Origin of the sequence: Pseudomonas sp. YQ_6 (assembly GCF_043103245.1) — a bacterium.
In the GTDB taxonomy this organism is placed as follows: domain Bacteria; phylum Pseudomonadota; class Gammaproteobacteria; order Pseudomonadales; family Pseudomonadaceae; genus Aquipseudomonas; species Aquipseudomonas alloputida.
This window is the reverse complement of record NZ_JBICJR010000026.1, coordinates 290,860-310,978: the sequence shown is the minus strand read 5'-3', so window position 1 is coordinate 310,978 and position 20,119 is coordinate 290,860. Positions and strand designations below refer to the sequence as shown.

Sequence of the window (20,119 nt, the reverse complement as noted above, 5' to 3'; positions counted from 1 at the left end):
AGGCCCGCATGAGCGACTCACTGGAACTCAGCCTGGACGGCGTAGAACGCCGCTCGCTGGCTGACTTCACCGAACAGGCCTACCTCAACTACTCCATGTACGTGATCATGGACCGTGCCCTGCCGCACATCGGCGACGGCCTGAAGCCGGTGCAGCGACGCATCGTCTACGCCATGAGCGAGTTGGGGCTCGATGCCGATGCCAAGCACAAGAAGTCGGCACGTACCGTCGGTGACGTGCTCGGCAAGTTCCATCCCCATGGCGATTCGGCCTGCTACGAGGCCATGGTGCTGATGGCGCAGCCGTTCAGCTACCGCTACACCTTGGTCGATGGCCAGGGCAACTGGGGTGCGCCGGATGATCCGAAGTCGTTCGCCGCCATGCGCTACACCGAGGCGCGGCTGTCGCGCTACGCTGAAGTGCTGCTCAGCGAAGTCGGCCAGGGCACCGTGGACTGGGTGCCGAACTTCGATGGCACGTTGCAGGAGCCAGCCGTGCTGCCTGCGCGCCTGCCCAACATCCTGCTCAACGGTACCACCGGTATCGCCGTGGGCATGGCCACCGACGTGCCGCCGCACAACCTGCGAGAGGTGGCCAGTGCCTGTGTGCGACTGCTCGATGAGCCCAAGGCAACCGTCGAGCAGTTGTGCGAGCACATCCAGGGGCCGGATTACCCGACCGAGGCCGAGATCGTCACGCCGCGGGCTGAAATTCTCAAGATGTACGAAAGCGGCCGCGGCTCGATCCGCATGCGCGCCGTGTACCGCGTCGAGGATGGCGACATCGTCGTCACTGCGCTGCCGCACCAGGTCTCCGGGGCCAAAGTGCTGGAGCAGATTGCCGCGCAGATGCAGGCCAAGAAGCTGCCGATGGTCGCCGACCTGCGCGACGAGTCGGACCACGAGAACCCGTGCCGTATTGTCATCATCCCGCGATCCAACCGCGTCGATGTCGACGAGTTGATGCAGCACCTGTTCGCTACCACCGACCTGGAAAGCACCTATCGGGTCAACGTGAATATCATCGGCCTGGACGGCCGGCCGCAGTTGAAAAACCTGCGAACCATATTGGTGGAGTGGCTGGAATTCCGTACCAATACCGTTCGTCGCCGCCTGCAGCACCGTCTGGATAAGGTCGAGAAGCGTCTGCACCTGTTGGACGGTTTGCTCACCGCATTCCTCAACCTGGATGAAGTGATCCACATCATCCGTACTGAGGAATACCCCAAGCAGGCCCTGATCGAACGTTTCGAGCTGACCGAGATCCAGGCCGACTACATCCTCGAGACCCGCCTGCGGCAGTTGGCGCGCCTGGAAGAGATGAAGATCCGCGGTGAGCAGGATGAGTTGCTGAAAGAGCAAGCCAAGCTGCAGGCCTTGCTGGGGAGCGAGGCCAAACTGCGCAAGCTGGTGCGCAGCGAGCTGATCAAGGATGCCGAAACCTATGGCGATGATCGTCGCTCGCCGATCGTAGCGCGTGCCGAAGCCAAGGCGCTGTCGGAAAACGAGCTGATGCCGACCGAGCCCGTCACCGTGGTGCTGTCGGAGAAGGGCTGGGTGCGCTGCGCCAAGGGCCACGATATCGACGCCACTGGCCTTTCCTACAAGGCCGGCGACGGCTTCAAGGCTGCTGCTGCGGGGCGTTCCAACCAGTTTGCCGTGCTTATCGATTCCACCGGTCGCAGCTACTCGCTGGCGGCCCACAGCCTGCCATCGGCGCGTGGCCAGGGCGAGCCGCTGACTGGCCGTCTGACGCCGCCACCGGGGGCGACTTTCGAATGTGTGTTGTTGCCTGACGACGATGCGCTGTACGTGGTGGCTTCGGATGCCGGTTACGGCTTCGTGGTCAAGGGTGAAGACCTGCAGGCCAAGAACAAGGCCGGCAAGGGCTTGCTCAGCTTGCCCAACGGGGCCAAGGTCATGACCCCGCGTCCAGTGGCTGATCGCGAGCAGGACTGGTTGGCGGCGGTGACCACCGAAGGCCGCCTGCTGGTGTTCAAGGTCAGCGACTTGCCGCAGCTGGGTAAAGGCAAGGGCAACAAGATCATTGGCGTGCCGGGTGACCGGGTGGCCAGCCGTGAAGAATTTGTTACCGATCTGGCCGTGATTCCCGAAGGCGCGACCCTTGTATTGCAGGCCGGCAAGCGTACCCTGTCTTTGAAGGCGGACGACCTGGAGCACTACAAGGGCGAGCGCGGTCGACGCGGCAGCAAGCTGCCACGCGGGTTCCAGCGCGTCGATGGGTTGCAGGTGGAAGTGCCGACATAACCGGTTGTAATGTCTGGAACGGCAATTTCAACGCCGTTTCGGGCAGAAATGCTGGAGTCGGACGGTTATTTCGCGGATGATATGCCCCTTGCGGTGCCGGCGTTGCCGTGTGCCCGTTTGAATCTACATGTATCACTGCGGTGTGCCTTGTGGCAGCCGCCTGGATGGGATGATGAAATTTCTGCGCCTTCCATTTGCGCTGTTGATGACTGGCCTGCTGGGCCTTGGCGGGTGCACCATGCATCAGCCGGTTGCCCTGTATCAGCTCGACAGTGGTGATCCTGGCCAGCCGTCGCAGAGTGCGGGCATGGCCGTGGTGCTCGGCCCGGTATCGGTGGCCGATTACCTTCAGCGTGAGACATTCCTGCAGCGTCAACCTGATGGCAGCCTGAGCGCGGCGACCGACGGTCGTTGGGCTGGCAGCCTTTCATCGGATATCGACCAGCTGCTGGTGCGTCAACTGGCTTGGCGTCTGGACAGCCAACGCGTAGTACTGGCCCCGGCGACTGCAGGCTTCAGCCCGGACGTGCAAGTGCTGTTGTCGATTACACGCCTGGACTCGGGCAAGAACCAGCCGGCCATCCTGGATGCCCAGTGGCGTCTGCTTGACCGCCGTGGCCATGTGCGTGACAACCGTATCATCCACCTCGAGCAGCAGCACGAGGGCAGTGAGTCGTCGCAGGTACAGGCTCAGGGCCAACTGCTGCAGAAGCTGGCCGAACAGCTGAGCACAGCGGTGAAGCCGCTGGCCAACCAGCCGGCGATTGCCGAAGAGGCACCGAAAAAGCCCGCTGCACCGACGCAGGTGAAGAAGGGGCCGGAGAAACCCAAAATCCCGATGGCCTCGCCGATTCGCACCGATATGGAAGTTTATCGGTTCTGATCAAATGGCCAGATACGACAAAGCCCGCATTCGCTGCGGGCTTTTTTGTATCTGCCGGTCTCCGTAGGAGCGGGTTTACCCGCGAAGAGGCCGGCCCTGCTGGCCAATTTCTACCTGCCGTTCACCGTTGCCGCCGCCACCGTATTCGCGGGTAAACCCGCTCCTACCGGGGGGCGCTATTGGCTGCATCTTGCGCCAGGCAGGTGGTCGCAAGGAAACCAGCCTGGCACAAGACATGCGCTGTAGATGCAGCGTATGCCTGTCAGGCGCGGTGCTCATGCATGCGCGCCAGTTGCCGTTCCAGCATTGACGGGTAGGGCTCCATCAGTCGCTCCACACAGCAGGCGCCTTCGGGGCTGGCGATCGGGCGAATACGTGCACGCTGGCGAATCAGGGCGTCATCGTTGATCTGCCGCTCCACCAGCAACAGGTTACGGCTGTGCTGCGACAGTGCCAGGGCATCCTGGACCTTCTCGGCCATCAGCAGGTCAACCAGTTCCAGCCCATGCAGGTCGTTGCCCAAGACCAGGCCTAGCTGCAGTTGCAGGGTAATGCCGCTGTCAGCTACCTCAATCTGCAGGGCGTGGCCCAGGGCGCGCAACAGTTCGCCACAGCAAATGGCGTTGGTCAGGTAGTCCTCGCCACACTCGCGGCTGTGGAACAGCACCAAGGTGCTGCCGTCGTTCAGCGTGTGGGTTTCACCGTCGTAGAGCGAGGCTGCGTGCTCCAGGCAATCGCGGTAGCGCTCGGTCAGCTCGGCCAGGCGTGTGCGTGGCAGGCGACGCAGTTGCTCCTGCGAGCCCAGCTGCACGGCAAGTACGGCGCTGTACTGCGGCTCGTCGGACTCGACCTCTGCGGCGGCCTTGGGTGCAGTGTCGTCGTCCAACAGGCCGGCGAAGGCCTCGTCGTCATCCTCGTCTTCCAGGGCAGCCTTGGCGCGCGGTACGGCCTTGGGTGCCGGGGCAGCGGCGGGCAGGTCGTCGAACTGCTCGTCGTCTTCTTCCTCAGGCTCCGGCTCCGGGGGCGGAGGCGGGGCCAGGCGTGCATGCAGCTGGCGGGCGATGTCGCCAATTTCGTCCTGGCGGTCGGTGGCCGGGGTATAGGGCTGCGGGTCGCGCAGCCATACCCGCAGCTGCAGCAGTGGCAGGGTGATGAAGCGGCCCTGACGCAAGCTGAGGGCCAAGGCCAGGGCCAGCAGGATAGCGGCCAGAATGCCCATGCTCTGCAGGCTGATCAGCATCGGTTGCTGGAACTGGCTCATGTCCAGGCTTATGCGCAGCTGCCCGGCCGTCACGTCCTGGAACGTGATTTTGGTCTGGTACAGGCCTTCGGCCTCGCCCAGCAGGCTGTTGCGCGGGCGCTGGCCGGCTTCGGCGAGGATGCGGTTATCCACGCTGTAGATTGCCGCATGGGCCACCAGCGGGTTTTTAACCAGGTTGCCCAGTAGCACGTTGAGGCTGAGGATGTCATTGGACACCAGCAGCTCGGTTGCCGATGTGGCCGTCTGGGTGGTCAGGCTCTGGCCCAAGGCATCGGCCTGCTCATGCATGGCCTGCTTGAACTGCAGGCCCATCACGCAGGCGTAGATCACCAGCGCCAGCGCCACCAGGAAAATGTTGGTGCAGGCGATGCGCAGTGCCAGCGGCACGCGACGTTGACTCAGGGCGCGATAGATCATCAGGAAGAAATTGTCTGGTTTGACTGGCGTGGGCCGGTTCACAGAGCTCGGCTCTTAATGGCATGAAAGTGGGGGGAGTATAGCGAGCCGGGTTTTGTCGGCAAAGTATCGTTGGCGCCCGATGGTCATGGAAAATCGGTAGAATGCGCATTTTTCATCGAAGTCGGAGCCAGGTTGTGCGCGAAATCGTCCTGATCAACATCACCGGTGAGGACCGTCCCGGTCTCACTGCGGCTATCACCGGCGTCCTGCTGCAGGGCGGTGTGAGTATCCTCGACATCGGCCTGGCGGTCATGCACGGCACCTTGTCGTTTGGCATCCTGGTCGACATCCCGGACAACGAAGTGGCTACCGCGCTGTTGCAAAGCGTGCAGGCCAAAGCCCACGAACTGAACCTGCAGGCCCGTTACACGCCAATTTCCGAGGCGGACTACCAGCATTGGGCCGATGGGCATGGCGAAGCGCGACACATCGTTACCCTGCTCAGCCGCAAGATCACTCCCGAGCAGCTGCAGCGGGTGAGTGCGGTGATCAGCCAGTACGGCCTGACCATCGAGCGTATCGAGCGCCTGTCGGCCCGGGTGGCACTGGATGCTGAAATCGACAAGGGCAAGGCAGCCGTCGAGATCTCCGTGCGTGGCGTGCCGAGCGATGCCCAGGCCCTGCGTGCCGACTTCTTTGCCCTGGCTGAAGAGCTGAGCGTCGACATCGCCTTCCAGAAGGACGATCTGTTCCGCCGCAACCGCCGCCTGGCGGTGTTCGACATGGACTCCACGCTGATCGAGGCCGAAGTCATCGACGAACTGGCCAAGGCGGCGGGTGTGGGTGAGCAGGTGGCGGCGATCACCGAGCGCGCCATGCGCGGTGAACTGGACTTCCGCGCCAGCTTCAAAGAGCGCATGGCGCTGCTCAAGGGCCTGGATGTGGGGGTGCTGGACGAGATCGGGGCATCGCTGCGCCTGACCGAGGGTGCCGAGAACCTGTTTGCCGAGCTCAAGCGCCTGGGATACAAAACCGCGATTCTGTCCGGTGGCTTTACCTACTTCGCTCGTCAGGTGCAGGCGCGCCTGGGTATCGACTATGTATTCGCCAACGAACTTGAAGTGGTCGATGGCAAGGTGACCGGCGTGGCTGTTGAGCCGATTGTCGATGCCCAGCGCAAGGCCGATTTGTTGAAGAAGCTGGCCAGTGACGAAGGCTTGCAACTGGAGCAGACCATCGCCGTGGGCGATGGCGCCAATGACCTGCCGATGCTGTCGCTGGCCGGGTTGGGCGTAGCGTTTCGTGCCAAGCCGCTGGTGCGCCAGTCGGCCAAGCAGGCGATTTCCACCTTGGGGCTGGACGGGGTGCTGTATCTGCTGGGCCTGCGTGATCGCGACGCCCGCGGCTGATCCGTGAATCCGGGGCCGCAGGGCGGCCCAACGAAAAAGGCCCTGCATATGCAGGGCCTTTTTCATATGGCTCGAATCAAGCCTGCACAGGCGCCGCCAGCTGCTGCCCCATGCGCACTGCAGAGCCCGCACCCAGGCTCTCAGCCCACTTCACCTGCTCCGGCCCGAACAGCACGATGGCGGTCGAACCCAGCTTGAAGCGGCCTAGTTCGGCACCTTTCTCCAGGTGGATCGGCGTGCGGCTGGCTTCGTCGTAACGGAAGGTCTTCAGCTCACGTTTGGGCGGCGTGACCAGCCCGGCCCAGACCGTTTCGATCGAGGCGACGATCATCGCGCCGACCAGTACCACAGCCATTGGCCCACGCTCTGTATCGAACAGGCAGACCACGCGCTCGTTGCGAGCGAACAGCTCGGGGACATTCTCTGCGGTGGTCTGGTTGACCGAGAACAGGCGGCCCGGCACATAGACCATTTCGCGCAGGGTGCCGGCCAGCGGCATGTGCACGCGGTGGTAGTCCTTGGGCGACAGGTAGATGGTGGCAAACTCGCCGCCCATGAGCGGCGCGGCCATGGCCGGATCACCGCCCAGCAGCTCTTGCGCGCTGAAACCGTGGCCTTTGGCCTGGAAGATACGGCCGTGCTCGATCGGGCCGAGCTGGCTGACCGCACCGTCGGCCGGGCACAGGATGGCGCCCGGGGTTTCGTCCAGCGGACGGGCGCCAGGTTTCAGGGCGCGGGTGAAGAACGCATTGAAGTGCTCGTAAGCACTCAGGTCTTCGACCAGCGCCTCGCTCATGTTGACCTGGTAGCGCTTGGCGAACCATGCGGTGAAGGCGTTCTTGAACCAGCGCACGCGGCACTCGGCGATGCAGCCGGCCAGCCGCGACAGCAGGTGGTGCGGCAGCAGGTACTGGATGATGATGAACAGACGGGATTTCATGCAGGTTCCTTAGACTTCTACAGGCGTGTCCGGGTGGTTGCCCCATTCGCTCCACGAGCCGGCGTAGGCCTTGACGCGTGGGTAGCCGAGGGCCTTTGCCACCAGGTAAGTGAAACCGGAGCGGCGGTGGGTCTGGCAGTGGGTGATCACCTCTTTGTCAGGGGTGATGCCCAGTTGCTCGAGGACTTGTTTGATGTCCTGGCGAATGCGCAGGTGGTCGTTGAGGTCCATGCCGGCGGTCCACTCGAAGTTGATCGCGCCGGGGATGTGGCCGCCTTTGGCTGCCAGCACTTTTTCGCCGCTGAATTCCTGCGGGCCGCGCGCGTCCCAGATGACCAGGTCATCGGCGCCCAGGCGGCTTTGCAGGTACTCGCGGGTGGCTGTGGGTGCGGCGTCGATGTGCAGACGGACCGGGGCGTTGCCACTGGCAGGCACTTCGGTGGATAGTTTGTCTGCCGGCCAGGCCTGGATACCGCCATTGAGGTAGTGGTAGCGCTTGTGGCCGATGACATCGAGCAGCCAGATGAAGCGCCCGGCCCAGCCGCCGCCTTCATCGTCGTACACCACATACACGGCATCGGCGCGGTGGCCGAGTTCGCTGAACAATTTTTCGAGCTCGCCCAGGGCTGGCAGCAGGCCGGGCGCCGGGGGCTGGCCGAGCTGGGTGCGCTTGCCTTCGACGAAGCGCGCGCCGGGGATATGCCCGCTGACATAGCGGTTGGCGCTGCTCAGGTCGACCAGGATCAGCTGCGGCGAATCCAGGCGTGGCAGCAGGTCTGCAGCTTCGATCACCAGGGGCAGGCCGGAAAAGTCGGTCATCCACGGTCTCCAGTGTGGAAAGAGGGGCGATTGTAGCGCAAGGCTCAACCCTTGCGGTTGGTAAACACCGACAAGGCCCGCTCGATGCATTGCGCGGTCTTGCCGAAGGCTTGCACGCTGATATCGGCCAAAGGCCGGCAGCCCTGGTCGGCCACCAGCAGCATCAGCACCTGGTCGTTCGCAGCCAGCGAGCGAAGCAGTACATGTTCGCTGCGGAACAAGGTGCGCAGCGGGGCGGGCAACAGCGCCGAGAACTGGCTGTGGTTTTCCGGTGTGATGCGCAGCTGCCCGGCCTGACTCAGCAGCTTTTGCAGCAACTTGTTCTGCGATACCTGCAGGGCCAGAGCACCGGCCTCCTTGGGCAGGCCGGCAATTTGCTGCACGCGCAGGTAGTCGCTGGCTTTGTCCAGGCTAAGCAGCATGATGCGTTGCATGCCACAGGCCAGCAGGGCTTCTTGGGCCTGAGTGGCCAGGTGCACGGCGTTGGTGAACGGGCTGGGTTGGGCCAGCAGGTGCTGGCACAGCGTGCGCCAGCGTGCCAGGTCGTCGCTGCTGGGCGGTGGCGGGGCCAGCATGTCCGGGTGAGGGCGGCGTTGGTGCCACGGCCAGATCAAGGCCTCGGCCGGGTGGAACAGGGCGTGCCTGGCGTGGCGGCGGGCGCTGGCGGCAGCCTGCTGGTGCACCTGCTGCTGCACGTCTTCCAGCGAGGTTTGCAGGTACAGCGCGGTCAGCAGTTGCCAGCGCAGCAGGTGCGGGTTGTCCCAGCCGACCTGTGCCGCCAGGGCCAGGTTGTTGGCCAGCAGTACGGTATTGGCCGGCTGGTTGAACCAGCGCCGCAGGCCGGGCTCGGCGTCCAGGCGGTGTTGCTGGCTGAGCAAGTCTTCGTCGCGGGCGATATTCAGCACCAGGGCCAGTTGCTCGCGCTCTTCCAGCAGCAGGCGATAACCCTGGGTGACCCACTGGGGCAGGCGCCAATACTCGGCCATGGTCTGGCACAGCGCCATGATGCGCACGCCAAACAGTTCTTCCTCGACGTGGGCGGCGTCTTCACCTTTGTGGATAACCCGCAGCTCCCAAGTGTCGAGCAGCTTGGGGTAGGCCAGTGCCAGTGGCCAGAGCGGCGACAGGAACAGCAGGCTGCCCCAGTGAATCTCTTGCCACAGCCGTGCCAGGCGGCTGGCGAACAGGCCGCTGGCCTGCTGTGCCGCATGCTGGCTGATCATCTGGAACTGGCACAGTACCGGCGGAATTTCCTCCACGGGCAGCGCCGGCAGGCGTTTGAGAAGCTGCTCGCTGCGCTCCAGGCCCAGGCGGTTGAGAGCGACCTCCAGGCTTTCGGCGGGTTCGGCGAGGCTGGCATTGGTGGGGTGATTGGCTTCGCGCATCACTGACAGCACCAGTGCCGGGCTATCCTGCATCAGTTCGGCGATGTCGCGCAGCGAGCGGCGGCTATCGTGGATGGCAGCCATGACCCGGTCGTAGCTGTGCTTCGGCACGGGGATGCGAACACTCTCGAGCAGCTTTACCCAGGCCTCTAGCGTACGCGGGGCCTGAGTGGGCACCTTGGTTTCAATTGGCATTTTGACATCAGTCCGAACTGGCTTTTCGCATTGAGTGGCTATAGTCTGGCGCAGTTCTGCCGATAAGTAGAAGAAGAGTTTTAAAGCTCCCGTCTCTTCCCCTGACCACGACAGCAAGTGCTTTGAACCTATGGCTAAAATTATCGGCATCATCGTCGTATTCGCGAGCGTGCTCGGCGGCTACGTGCTCTCCCACGGCAAGATCGCAGCGCTGATCCAGCCGTTCGAAGTACTGATCATCGGCGGTGCGGCCTTTGGTGCATTCCTGCAGGCCAACCCTGGCCACATGACCATGCACGTCATCAAGAAGTCGATGAAGATGTTCGGCTCGCGCTTCAGCCATGCCTTCTACCTGGAGGTGCTGGGCCTCGTTTACGAAATCCTCAACAAGAGCCGTCGCGAAGGCATGATGGCCATCGAGGCCGACATCGAGGACGCCGCTGCCAGCCCGATCTTCGCCAAGTACCCGACGGTACTGGCCGATGAGCGCATGACCGCGTTCGTCTGCGATTACCTGCGCATCATGTCCACCGGCAACATGGCCCCGCACGAGCTCGAGGGCCTGTTCGACATGGAACTGCTGAGCATGAAGGAAGAGCTGGAGCACCCGTCCCACGCGGTGACCGGCATCGCCGACGGTATGCCCGGCTTCGGTATCGTTGCGGCGGTACTGGGTATCGTGGTGACCATGGCCTCGCTGGGCGATGGCGATCAGGCGGCCATCGGCATGCACGTAGGTGCGGCGCTGGTGGGTACCTTCTTCGGTATTCTGGCGGCTTACGGTTTCTTCGGCCCTTTGGCCAAGTGCCTGGAGCACGATGCCAAGGAAGAATTGAACCTCTACGAATCGATCAAGGCTTCGCTGGTGGCCTCGGCGTCGGGCATGCCACCTTCGCTGGCGGTCGAGTTCGGGCGCAAGGTGCTGTACCCCAAGCACCGCCCAAGCTTCGCCGAACTGGAACAAGCGGTTCGCGGTCGCTGAGTCATGGAGAACAATCAGCCCATCATCGTCAAGCGCGTCAAGCGCTTTGGCGGCGGCCACCATGGTGGCGCCTGGAAAATCGCCTTTGCCGACTTCGCCACGGCGATGATGGCGTTCTTCCTGGTGCTGTGGCTGTTGTCCACGGCCACGCCTGAGCAGAAGATCGCCATTGCCGGCTACTTCCAGGACCCTATTGGTTTCTCCGAGAGTGGCACGCCTTATGTCATCGACCTGGGGGGGTCACCGGAGATGGCGCCGGACAAAACCATCAATCCGGAAGTGAAGACCGAGCCGACGCAGCAGTCGCCCACTCAGCTGAGCAAGGACCAGGTCGAGACCATGGCCGAGCAGGTCGAGCGCGAGCGTCTGGAGCTTTTGCTGCAGGAACTGCAGAACAAGGTGGAAGAGAACCCACAGCTGCAGAAGTTCAAGGACCAGATCCTGTTCGAGATCACCCAGGACGGCCTGCGCATCCAGATCATGGATGCCGAGAACCGGCCGATGTTCGACATCGGTAGCGCGCGCCTGCAGCCTTACTTCGAAGATATCCTGCTGGCCATGGCTGACACCATCAAGGCGGTGCCGAACAAGATCAGCATCAGCGGCCATACCGATGCCAAGCCGTATGCTGGCACTGGCGAATACGGTAACTGGGAGCTGTCGGCCAACCGCGCCAACGCCGCGCGGCGTGCCCTGGTGGCGGGTGGTTACCCGGATGGCCAGGTGGCACGGGTGGTGGGGTACGCCTCGTCGTCACTATTCGACCGCAAGGACCCGTTCAACCCGGTCAACCGCCGTATCGACATCATCGTGCTGACCAAGAAAGCCCAGCGCAATATCGAAGGTGAGCAAGGGGCGCCGGAAACGCCGCCAGCTGCGCCAACTGCACCTGCAGCGCCAGCCAGTGGTGCTGCGCCAGGGGCTTCGGCACCGGCTGACCCAGGGGCAACTGAACAGCCACCGATGCAACCGCGCGAGCTGCGCCAGAAGCTGAACATCTTTGAAGATGGCACGCTGAAGATGGATGAAGCCAAGGAGCAGTAAGCGGCTTTTTGGTGCGGGCAACTGTGCTACCCAACACCTGAACGCTGGCGCGATCACTGTAGGAGCGGGTTTACCCGCGAAGCCTCCAGTGCGGTGAATGGCACCGGCGTTGCCGGTGTTCGCGGCTAAAGCCGCTCCTACAAGGGATCGCGGCAACTTTCATTTCGAGCGTTTCAGTAGCTGTCTTCTGCCAGGCTGGCGATGATCGAGCGGTAGCTGTTCATGCGCTGCGGCTTGATGCGCCCCTCTTCCAGTGCCTTGAGCAGCGCGCAGCCCGGTTCGCGGTCATGCTTGCAGTCGCGGAAGCGGCAGGTGCCGAACAGGTCGCGGAACTCGATGAAGCCATCCTCCACGTCGTCGCGGCTGACATGGCCAAGGCCGAACTCGCGGATACCCGGCGAGTCGATCAGGTCGCCGCCGTTGGGGAAGTGGTACAGCCGCGCCGTGGTGGTGGTGTGGGTACCCTGGCCTGACCATTCCGACAAGTCGCCGACGCGGGTGCCGGCGTCTGGCAGCAGGCTGTTGACCAGCGACGACTTGCCCACCCCCGACTGGCCGACGAACACGCTGATATGGCCGTCGAGTTGCTGCTGCAGGCGCTGCATGCCGTCGCCCTGGTGAGCCGATACTTCCAGCAGCGGGTAGCCCAGTTCGCGGTAGACCTCCAGCAGCGCATGCAGGCCGGGGCCGTTCTCGTCGTTGATCAGGTCGGCCTTGTTCAACAGCAGCAGCGGGCGCAGGCCGGCGTGCTCGGCCGCTACCAGATAGCGGTCGATCAGGTTCGGGTGCGGCTCCGGCGCCGGGGCGAACACGATCACGATCAGGTCGACGTTGGCTGCCACCGGCTTGAGTTGACCATGGTTGTTCGGCCGGCACAGCTCGGTGCTGCGCGGCATCTGCGCCACGATCACGCCGATGCCCTGGTTACCCGCACGCCACACGACACGGTCACCGGTGACCAGTGCTGGCAAGTTGGCGCGCAAATGGCAGCGGAACACCTGGCCTGCGGTTTCGCCATCCTGAGCTTCAACTTCTACCTGCACGCCGAAGTGCGCGATCACCAGGCCCAGTTGTTCCGGCCCCAGGTCGCCACCTTCCAGTTCCTGCAGTGCATGCTGCTCGCGTTTGGCCGCGCGAGCGGCGCGCTCGCCCTGGATTTTTTCGATCCGCCAGTTTTGGCGGCGATTGAGCTGGCGTTTGGCCATGAAGGTACCGTAAGAGAGGCCCGGCGTGGGGCATTGAAAACGGCAGGCAGTTTAGCACGCCCGCCGCTGGACTATTCTGCTCACCTTTGTGCCGTGAATGGGCGTGCCTTGGCCACTAGGCTAATATGACCGCCTATATGAGGAGCCCCTGCATGCAAAACCCACAGAACCTGATCTGGATCGACCTGGAAATGACCGGCCTGGATCCGGACAGCGATGTCATCATCGAAATGGCCACCATCGTCACCGACAGCGAGCTCAATACCTTGGCCGAAGGGCCGGTGATCGCCATCCACCACAGTGACGAAGTGCTGGCGCGCATGGACGAGTGGAACACCCGCACCCATGGTGCTTCGGGGCTGACCCAGCGCGTACGCGAGAGCAAGGTCAGCATGGCTGAAGCCGAGGCACAGACCATCGCCTTCCTCGAGCAGTGGGTGCCTAAAGGCAAGTCGCCGATCTGCGGCAACAGCATCTGCCAGGATCGTCGTTTCCTCTACCGCCACATGCGCAACCTGGAAAACTACTTCCACTACCGCAACCTGGATGTCTCCACCCTCAAGGAACTGGCCGCGCGCTGGGCGCCGGACGTGCGTGACAGCTTCAAGAAGGGCAATACCCACCTGGCGCTGGACGATATCCGCGAATCGATCGCCGAACTGCGTCACTATCGCGAGCACTTCATCAAGCTGTGAGTCGAAATGGCGCAGATATTGTATCTGCGCCCCCTTTTGGTGCCTTGGGCAACTGGTTAGACTGCGCGCCTTTCCTGCACGGACCCGCACCATGTTGTTGATGCTCTACCTTATCGCCATTACCGCCGAAGCCATGACTGGCGCGCTGTCTGCCGGGCGTCGCGGCATGGACTGGTTTGGCGTGGTGCTGATCGCCTGCGTCACTGCGCTTGGGGGCGGTTCGGTGCGTGATGTACTGCTCGGGCACTATCCCCTGACCTGGGTGAAGCACCCTGAGTACCTGGTGCTGACCAGTTTTGCGGCGCTGCTGACCATTTTCATCGCGCCGATGATGCGCCGCCTTCGCTCGCTGTTCCTGGTGCTCGATGCCCTGGGGCTGGTGGCGTTTACCTTGATAGGTTGCATGACGGCGCTGGAGATGGGGCAGGGCATGCTGGTGGCGTCGATCAGCGGGGTGATCACCGGGGTGTTTGGCGGGATCCTGCGGGATATCTTCTGCAACGACATCCCGCTGGTGTTCCGCCGTGAGCTGTATGCCAGCGTGTCATTTGCCGCGGCCTGGTTCTATCTGGGATGCGTGTATTTCAAGGTGCCGGCGGAGCAGGCGATGTTGCTGACTCTGTTTGGCGGCTTCCTGGTACGTCTATTGGCGATACGCTTCCACTGGGAAATGCCCAAGTTCCACTACAACGACCAGCAGTGACGCGATTTACAAGCGCAACATGGCCCATGTGGGAGCGGGCGTGCCCGCGAACACCGGCGAAGCCGGTGCCATTCCCTGTGTTGCCTGCTTCGCGGGCGCGCCCGCTCCCACAAGGATGGCGTATGCTCTGAGGCTGGTCGCTATTGAGCTCCGTGTCGGGCCAGCGCCCACTCCACATGCTCACGCACCAATTCCGATTCATCGTCACGCCTGGCCTTCAGCGCCTCGATCACGGGAATCGTGGAGGGCGCATTGCCCAACCCCACCGCCAGGTTGCGCAAGAACCGCTCGTACCCCGCCCGCCGCAAAGGCCCGCCCTCGGTCTTGCGCAGGAAGGTGCGTTCATCCCACAGGAACATCGCCGCCAGGTCGGTATTTTCCAGCCCGTGCCGTGGCTGGAAGTCCTGCTCCTGGCTGTGCTTGGCAAAACGGTTCCAGGGGCAGACGATCTGGCAGTCGTCGCAACCGAACACTCGGTTGCCCATCTTTGCGCGTAACTCGACAGGGATCGCGCCCCTTAGCTCGATGGTCAGGTACGAGATACAGCGCCGCGCATCCAGCACATAGGGCCCCACAAACGCCTGTGTCGGGCAGATGTCCAGGCAGGCCTGACAACGCCCGCAGTGCTCGCTGGTGGTGGCTTCGTCCACCGGCAGCGGCAGGTCGACGAACAGTTCGGCAAGGAAGAAGTAGCTACCCGCCTTGCGGTTGAGCAACAGCGTGTTCTTGCCGATCCAGCCCAGCCCGGCCTGTTCGGCCAAGGCTTTTTCAAGTACCGGGGCGCTGTCTACAAAGGCGCGGTAGCCGAACGGGCCGATGGCCTCCTGAATGCGGTCGGCAAGGAATTGCACGCGCTTGCGCACCAGCTTGTGGTAGTCCCGGCCAAGCGCGTAGCGCGACACGTAGGCCTTCTCCGGCTGGGCCAGGCGCTGCGCCATCTGCGTGTCGCCGGGCAGGTAGTCCATACGTAGCGAGACCACGCGTACCGTGCCGGGGATCAGCTGGTCGGGGTGTGACCTTTTGCTGCCGTGGGCGCCCAGGTATTCCATTTCACCCTGATAACCGGCGTCGAGCCAACGCTGCAGGTGGTGTTCGTGTTCGCCAAGGTCGACCCCGGCGATGCCAACATGGGCAAAACCGAGTTCCTGGCCCCAAATCTTGATCGATTGGGCCAGTTGGGCGAGGTCAGGTGCAGAGGCGGACATGGATGGGCAAGGCAATACGGGCTCAGGTGCGTATAATTCTGCCAGACATTGGAGCCTTTGACCCCATGCCGCAGACCAAACACCCTAGTAATGCCCCACAATTGCTCAGCAGCGTGACGGTTGCCCGCCTGCCGGCACGGCATGCGCATGCCCACAAAGGCGACTTTGGCCACGTACTGGTGGTCGGTGGCGATCTTGGTACCGGAGGCGCTGTATTGCTCAGCGCCGAAGCCGCCCTGCGTTGCGGCGCCGGGCTGGTCAGCGTGGCAACCCGGCCCGAGCACGTGTCGGCCAGCCTGGCGCGCCTGCCCGAGGTCATGTGCCTGGGTGTCCGTTCGGCCAACCAGCTGATGGGCGTGCTGGAGCGCGCCTCGGTACTGGTGGTCGGGCCCGGCCTGGGGCAGGCGGCGTGGGGCCGCAGCCTGCTGTCGGCGGTGGCCAACGCCGAGCGGCCGCAAGTGTGGGATGCCGATGCCTTGAATTTGCTGGCGCGCACCCCGCTGGCCCTGCCCAGTGGCAGCATCCTTACTCCGCACCCGGGGGAGGCGGCGCGGCTGCTGGGCATTGCCACCGAGGCCGTGCAGGCCGACCGTCCTGGTGCCGCGCGAAAGCTGGCGCGCCGTTATAACAGCGTCTGTGTACTCAAAGGTGCCGGCACACTGGTGGCAGCCCCGAGCGGGCAGCTGGCGTTGTGCGAGCGCGGGCACCCGGCGATGGCCGGCGCCGGCCTGGGCGATGTGCTGACTGGCGTGCTGGCAGCCCTGTTGGCCCAAGGCCTGGATGCCTGGGGCGCGGGCTGTCTGGGGGTGTGGCTGCACGCCTGTGCCGGCGAGCGCCTTGGGAAAAAAGGTAGAGGCCTGGCGGCCAGTGATCTGGCGCCGGCCATTCGTGAGTTGTTGGAGGAGCATTCTGCGTGTCTGGCTTAAATCTGTTTCTGGCCGATGAAGAGGCCACGGTCAAATTCGGTGCAGCACTGGCCGAGGTGACCGGCGGTCGCGGCGTGATTTTCCTCGAGGGCGACCTGGGCGCGGGTAAAACTACCCTGTCGCGTGGCCTGATCCGCGGTCTGGGCCATACTGGTGCTGTGAAAAGCCCGACGTTCACCGTGGTCGAACCCTATGAAATTGGCGAGGTCCGAGCCTTTCACTTCGACCTGTATCGCCTGGTCGACCCGGAGGAGCTTGAGTTCATGGGCATTCGTGACTATTTCGAGGGGGACCCGCTGTGCCTGTTCGAATGGCCACAAAAGGGTGCGGGCGTTTTGCCAAAGCCTGACCTGACCATTACCATAAGCCCCCAAGCGAGTGGACGCTCGCTGAACCTTTCGCCGCAGGGGGCTCGCGGCGAGGCCTGGTGCGTGGCACTGGCCGAACACTATAAACAGTAAGTGGGGTAGGTATGCGCATACGCGCACTGGTCGCCATCGTTGGGCTGCTGCTGACAACGGTGACCGTTGAGGCTCTGGCCGTCACTCAAGTCAAGAGCATGCGCCTGTGGCGCGCACCGGACAACACGCGGCTGGTCTTCGACCTGTCTGGCCCCGTGCAGCACAGTGTCTTCACCCTGAGCGCACCCGATCGACTGGTCATCGACATCAATGGTGCAACACTGGCCGCGCCACTGAATGTGGCCACCTCCAACACGCCGATAAGCAGTGTGCGTTCGGCCCAGCGTACTCCGACCGATCTTCGGGTTGTGGTCGACCTGAAAAAGTCGGTTACCCCGAAAAGCTTCACCCTGGCGCCCAATGCACAGTACGGCAACCGCTTGGTCGTCGACCTGTATGACCAGGAAGCTGACGCTATCGCGGCCAGCGCGCCGCCGCCTGCACCGGCCCCGGTACAAACGCCTGCGACTACGCCGGCGGTGCCAGTAACGCCGGCCCAGCCGGCGATCAAGCTACCACCGGTACCCAGTGGCAAGCGCGACATCGTGGTTGCCATCGATGCCGGGCACGGCGGCGAAGACCCTGGCGCTTCCGGCTCGCGTGGCCAGCACGAAAAAGACATCGTGTTGCAGATCGCCAAGGAACTGCAGCGTCAGATCAACAGCGAAAAAGGTTTCCGTGCAGAGCTGACCCGCACCGGCGATTACTTCATCCCGCTGCGCAAGCGTACGGAAATCGCCCGCAAGAAAGGCGCCGACCTGTTCATTTCGATTCACGCCGACGCGGCACCGTCGCGCGCAGCCTTTGGCGCCTCGGTGTTCGCCCTGTCCGATCGTGGTGCCACCTCCGAGACTGCACGCTGGCTGGCCGACACGGAAAACCGTTCTGACCTGATCGGTGGTGCGGGTAACGTCAGCCTCGACGACAAGGACCGCATGCTTGCTGGGGTGCTGCTTGATCTGTCGATGACAGCCACGCTCAGCTCCAGCCTCAACGTGGGGCAAAAGGTATTGGGCAACATGGGGCGCGTCACCTCGCTGCACAAGCAGCGCGTGGAACAAGCCGGTTTTATGGTGCTGAAGTCGCCGGATATTCCGTCGATCCTCGTTGAAACCGGGTTCATCTCGAACAACAACGAAGCAGCCAAGCTGGCCACCGCCAGCCACCAGCAGGCCCTGGCCCGATCGATCCGCACCGGGGTGCACCAGTACTTCCAGCAGAACCCGCCACCTGGCACCTATATCGCCTGGCTGCGTGACACCGGCAAGATTGCCGCCGGCCCGCGTGAACACATCGTGCGCCCTGGTGAAACCCTGGCGATGCTCGCCGTGCGTTACCAGGTCAGTGTGGCCAGCCTGCGCAGTACCAACAGCCTGAAGACCGATGAGCTGAAGGTAGGCCAGCGCCTCGATGTACCCGCCACAACCCTGGCCGCGCAATAATGAGTGGTGGTTCGCGAATTCAGCTGCTCAGCCCGCGGCTGGCCAACCAGATTGCTGCCGGCGAGGTTGTAGAGCGGCCGGCATCTGTAGCCAAGGAACTGCTGGAAAACAGCCTGGACTCCGGTGCCCGGCGTATCGATGTCGAAGTAGAACAGGGCGGCGTCAAACTGCTGAAGGTGCGGGACGATGGCAGCGGTATTTCTGCCGACGACCTGCCGCTGGCCCTGGCCCGACACGCCACCAGCAAGATCCGCGAGCTGGAAGACCTTGAAGGGGTATTGAGCCTGGGCTTCCGTGGCGAGGCTTTGGCCTCGATCAGTTCGGTGGCGCGCCTGACCCTGACCTCGCGTACCGCCAGTGCCAGCGAGGCATGGCAAGTAGAAACCGAAGGCCGCGACATGACGCCGCGGGTGCAGCCCGCGGCGCACCCGGTCGGTACCTCGGTGGAAGTGCGTGATTTGTTCTTCAATACCCCGGCCCGGCGCAAGTTCCTAAAGGCCGAGAAAACCGAGTTCGATCACTTGCAGGAAGTGATCCGCCGGCTGGCGCTGGCCCGTTTCGATGTCGGCTTCCACCTGCGCCACAACGGCAAGAGCATCCTCAGCCTGCACGAGGCCCACGACGAAACCGCCCGTGCGCGGCGGGTGGGCGCCATCTGTGGCCCGGGCTTCATGGAGCAGGCGCTGCCGATCGACGTCGAGCGCAACGGCTTGCGCCTTTGGGGCTGGGTCGGTTTGCCGACGTTCTCGCGCAGCCAGGCAGACCTGCAGTACTTCTTCGTCAACGGCCGGGCAGTGCGCGACAAACTGGTCGCCCATGCCGTGCGTCAGGCCTACCGGGACGTGCTGTTCAACGGCCGCCACCCCACTTTCGTGCTGTTCCTGGAGCTGGAGCCCAACGGCGTCGATGTGAACGTGCACCCTACCAAGCATGAAGTGCGATTCCGCGAAGGGCGCTCTGTGCACGACTTCCTGTATGGCACCTTGCACCGTGCCTTGGCCGATGTACGCCCGGAAGACCAGTTGGCTGCACCTGCTGCCGTGCCTGAGCTGGTTCGCCCCACTGGCCAGCAGGCCGGTGAGTTCGGGCCCCAGGGTGAAATGCGCCTGGCCTCGCCGGTGCTTGAGCAACCTCGAGCCCCACAGCAGTCGTTTTCCAACAGTGGCAGTGGCGCCGGTTACCAGTATCAGTACACTCCGCGCCCTTCGCAGCCGCTGCCGGCTGCAGAGGCGCAGGCGGTGTATCGCGAGTTCTACAAACCGCTGGAAACCGGTGCGGCGCCTGCGACGGCATTGCCCGAAAGCCAAGGGGACATTCCCCCGCTAGGCTATGCCCTGGCGCAGCTCAAGGGTATCTACATACTGGCCGAGAATGCTGTTGGCCTGGTGCTGGTGGACATGCACGCCGCCCATGAGCGGATAATGTACGAGCGCCTCAAGGTGGCCATGGCCAGCGAGGGCCTGAGCGGCCAGCCGCTGCTGGTGCCGGAAACCCTGGCCCTCAGCCAGCGTGAAGCCGACTGTGCCGAAGAGCATTCACAGTGGTTCCAGCGCCTGGGCTTCGAATTGCAGCGCCTGGGCCCCGAGACCTTGGCGATTCGCCAGATCCCGGCCTTGCTCAAACAGGCCGAAGCCAACCGCCTGGTGCAGGACGTGCTTGCCGACCTTATGGAGTACGGCACCAGTGATCGCATTCAGGCGCACCTCAATGAACTGCTCGGTACCATGGCCTGCCACGGTGCCGTGCGCGCCAACCGGCGCCTGGCAATTCCCGAGATGAACGCCCTGCTGCGCGACATGGAAAACACCGAGCGCAGCGGCCAGTGCAACCATGGCCGTCCCACCTGGACCCAGATGGGCCTGGACGATCTGGACAAACTTTTCCTGCGCGGTCGATGA

The 20,119-nt window shown here is 63.4% G+C and carries 17 protein-coding genes; 11 read left to right on the top strand and 6 right to left on the bottom strand.

Going from position 1 to position 20,119, the window contains the following annotated elements:
* Positions 1–8 precede the first annotated feature (8 nt).
* Both parC and ACF8FG_RS07675 read left to right on the top strand, forming a co-directional pair.
* A complete protein-coding gene (parC, locus tag ACF8FG_RS07680; RefSeq protein WP_014592603.1) occupies positions 9–2,267 on the top strand; it encodes a DNA topoisomerase IV subunit A in 2,259 nt (752 codons plus the stop codon).
* Between the two features lie 172 nt (positions 2,268–2,439).
* Entirely contained in the window at positions 2,440–3,150 is a 711-nt protein-coding gene (locus tag ACF8FG_RS07675) for a membrane integrity-associated transporter subunit PqiC (RefSeq protein ID WP_019437569.1), read from the top strand.
* A 262-nt stretch (positions 3,151–3,412) separates the two neighbouring features.
* Here ACF8FG_RS07675 and ACF8FG_RS07670 read toward each other — a convergent pair whose 3' ends face one another.
* Positions 3,413–4,870 carry an AhpA/YtjB family protein gene (locus ACF8FG_RS07670; RefSeq protein ID WP_004576414.1) on the bottom strand — a complete coding sequence of 486 codons (1,458 nt, stop codon included), beginning with the start codon at positions 4,868–4,870 and terminating at the stop codon, positions 3,413–3,415.
* Between the two features lie 134 nt (positions 4,871–5,004).
* Between ACF8FG_RS07670 and serB the strand changes: the two genes are divergently transcribed.
* Entirely contained in the window at positions 5,005–6,219 is a 1,215-nt protein-coding gene (gene serB / locus ACF8FG_RS07665) for a phosphoserine phosphatase SerB (protein WP_019437570.1), read from the top strand.
* Between the two features lie 76 nt (positions 6,220–6,295).
* Here the strand turns inward: serB and asd are convergent, their stop codons facing one another.
* From asd to ACF8FG_RS07650, 3 genes are read right to left on the bottom strand one after another with little or no spacing between them, the layout of a single operon-like run.
* Entirely contained in the window at positions 6,296–7,159 is an 864-nt protein-coding gene (gene asd / locus ACF8FG_RS07660) for an archaetidylserine decarboxylase (RefSeq protein ID WP_392518677.1), read from the bottom strand.
* A gap of 9 nt (positions 7,160–7,168) precedes the next feature.
* On the bottom strand, positions 7,169–7,978 hold the full coding sequence (locus tag ACF8FG_RS07655) for a rhodanese-like domain-containing protein (RefSeq protein ID WP_053868173.1): 810 nt from the start codon (positions 7,976–7,978) through the stop codon (positions 7,169–7,171).
* A gap of 44 nt (positions 7,979–8,022) precedes the next feature.
* Complete coding sequence (locus tag ACF8FG_RS07650) at positions 8,023–9,558, bottom strand: HDOD domain-containing protein (protein ID WP_014592601.1); 1,536 nt, start codon at positions 9,556–9,558, stop codon at positions 8,023–8,025.
* A 130-nt stretch (positions 9,559–9,688) separates the two neighbouring features.
* On the opposite strand from ACF8FG_RS07650, the gene motA reads away from it, so the two are divergent.
* Positions 9,689–10,540 (top strand): flagellar motor stator protein MotA, encoded by an 852-nt coding sequence (motA, locus tag ACF8FG_RS07645; protein WP_003249507.1) that lies wholly within the window; start codon positions 9,689–9,691, stop codon positions 10,538–10,540.
* 3 nt (positions 10,541–10,543) lie between these two features.
* Positions 10,544–11,584 (top strand): flagellar motor protein MotB, encoded by a 1,041-nt coding sequence (motB, locus tag ACF8FG_RS07640; RefSeq protein WP_014592600.1) that lies wholly within the window; start codon positions 10,544–10,546, stop codon positions 11,582–11,584.
* Positions 11,585–11,757: 173 nt separating this feature from the next.
* Here the strand turns inward: motB and rsgA are convergent, their stop codons facing one another.
* Positions 11,758–12,789 carry a small ribosomal subunit biogenesis GTPase RsgA gene (gene rsgA / locus ACF8FG_RS07635; protein WP_014592599.1) on the bottom strand — a complete coding sequence of 344 codons (1,032 nt, stop codon included), beginning with the start codon at positions 12,787–12,789 and terminating at the stop codon, positions 11,758–11,760.
* Positions 12,790–12,941: 152 nt separating this feature from the next.
* On the opposite strand from rsgA, the gene orn reads away from it, so the two are divergent.
* Positions 12,942–13,484, top strand: a complete 543-nt coding sequence (orn, locus tag ACF8FG_RS07630; protein ID WP_003249514.1) for an oligoribonuclease — start codon at positions 12,942–12,944, stop codon at positions 13,482–13,484.
* A gap of 91 nt (positions 13,485–13,575) precedes the next feature.
* Entirely contained in the window at positions 13,576–14,187 is a 612-nt protein-coding gene (locus tag ACF8FG_RS07625) for a trimeric intracellular cation channel family protein (RefSeq protein WP_003249516.1), read from the top strand.
* A 140-nt stretch (positions 14,188–14,327) separates the two neighbouring features.
* Here the strand turns inward: ACF8FG_RS07625 and queG are convergent, their stop codons facing one another.
* Positions 14,328–15,392 (bottom strand): tRNA epoxyqueuosine(34) reductase QueG, encoded by a 1,065-nt coding sequence (gene queG / locus ACF8FG_RS07620; protein WP_014592598.1) that lies wholly within the window; start codon positions 15,390–15,392, stop codon positions 14,328–14,330.
* 65 nt (positions 15,393–15,457) lie between these two features.
* On the opposite strand from queG, the gene ACF8FG_RS07615 reads away from it, so the two are divergent.
* Genes ACF8FG_RS07615 through mutL form a run of 4 tightly spaced genes read left to right on the top strand, consistent with a single transcriptional unit; the run spans position 15,458 to position 20,119 of the window.
* The gene (locus ACF8FG_RS07615) at positions 15,458–16,318 is read left to right on the top strand and encodes an NAD(P)H-hydrate dehydratase (RefSeq protein ID WP_014592597.1); all 861 of its coding nucleotides are present in this window, start codon (positions 15,458–15,460) and stop codon (positions 16,316–16,318) included.
* Entirely contained in the window at positions 16,306–16,779 is a 474-nt protein-coding gene (tsaE, locus tag ACF8FG_RS07610; protein ID WP_003249523.1) for a tRNA (adenosine(37)-N6)-threonylcarbamoyltransferase complex ATPase subunit type 1 TsaE, read from the top strand. Before ACF8FG_RS07615 ends, tsaE begins: the two co-directional genes overlap by 13 nt.
* An 11-nt stretch (positions 16,780–16,790) precedes the next feature.
* Positions 16,791–18,221: an N-acetylmuramoyl-L-alanine amidase gene (locus tag ACF8FG_RS07605; protein ID WP_014592596.1), complete on the top strand. Its 1,431-nt coding sequence runs from the start codon at positions 16,791–16,793 to the stop codon at positions 18,219–18,221.
* On the top strand, positions 18,221–20,119 hold the full coding sequence (mutL, locus tag ACF8FG_RS07600) for a DNA mismatch repair endonuclease MutL (RefSeq protein WP_019437572.1): 1,899 nt from the start codon (positions 18,221–18,223) through the stop codon (positions 20,117–20,119). Before ACF8FG_RS07605 ends, mutL begins: the two co-directional genes overlap by 1 nt.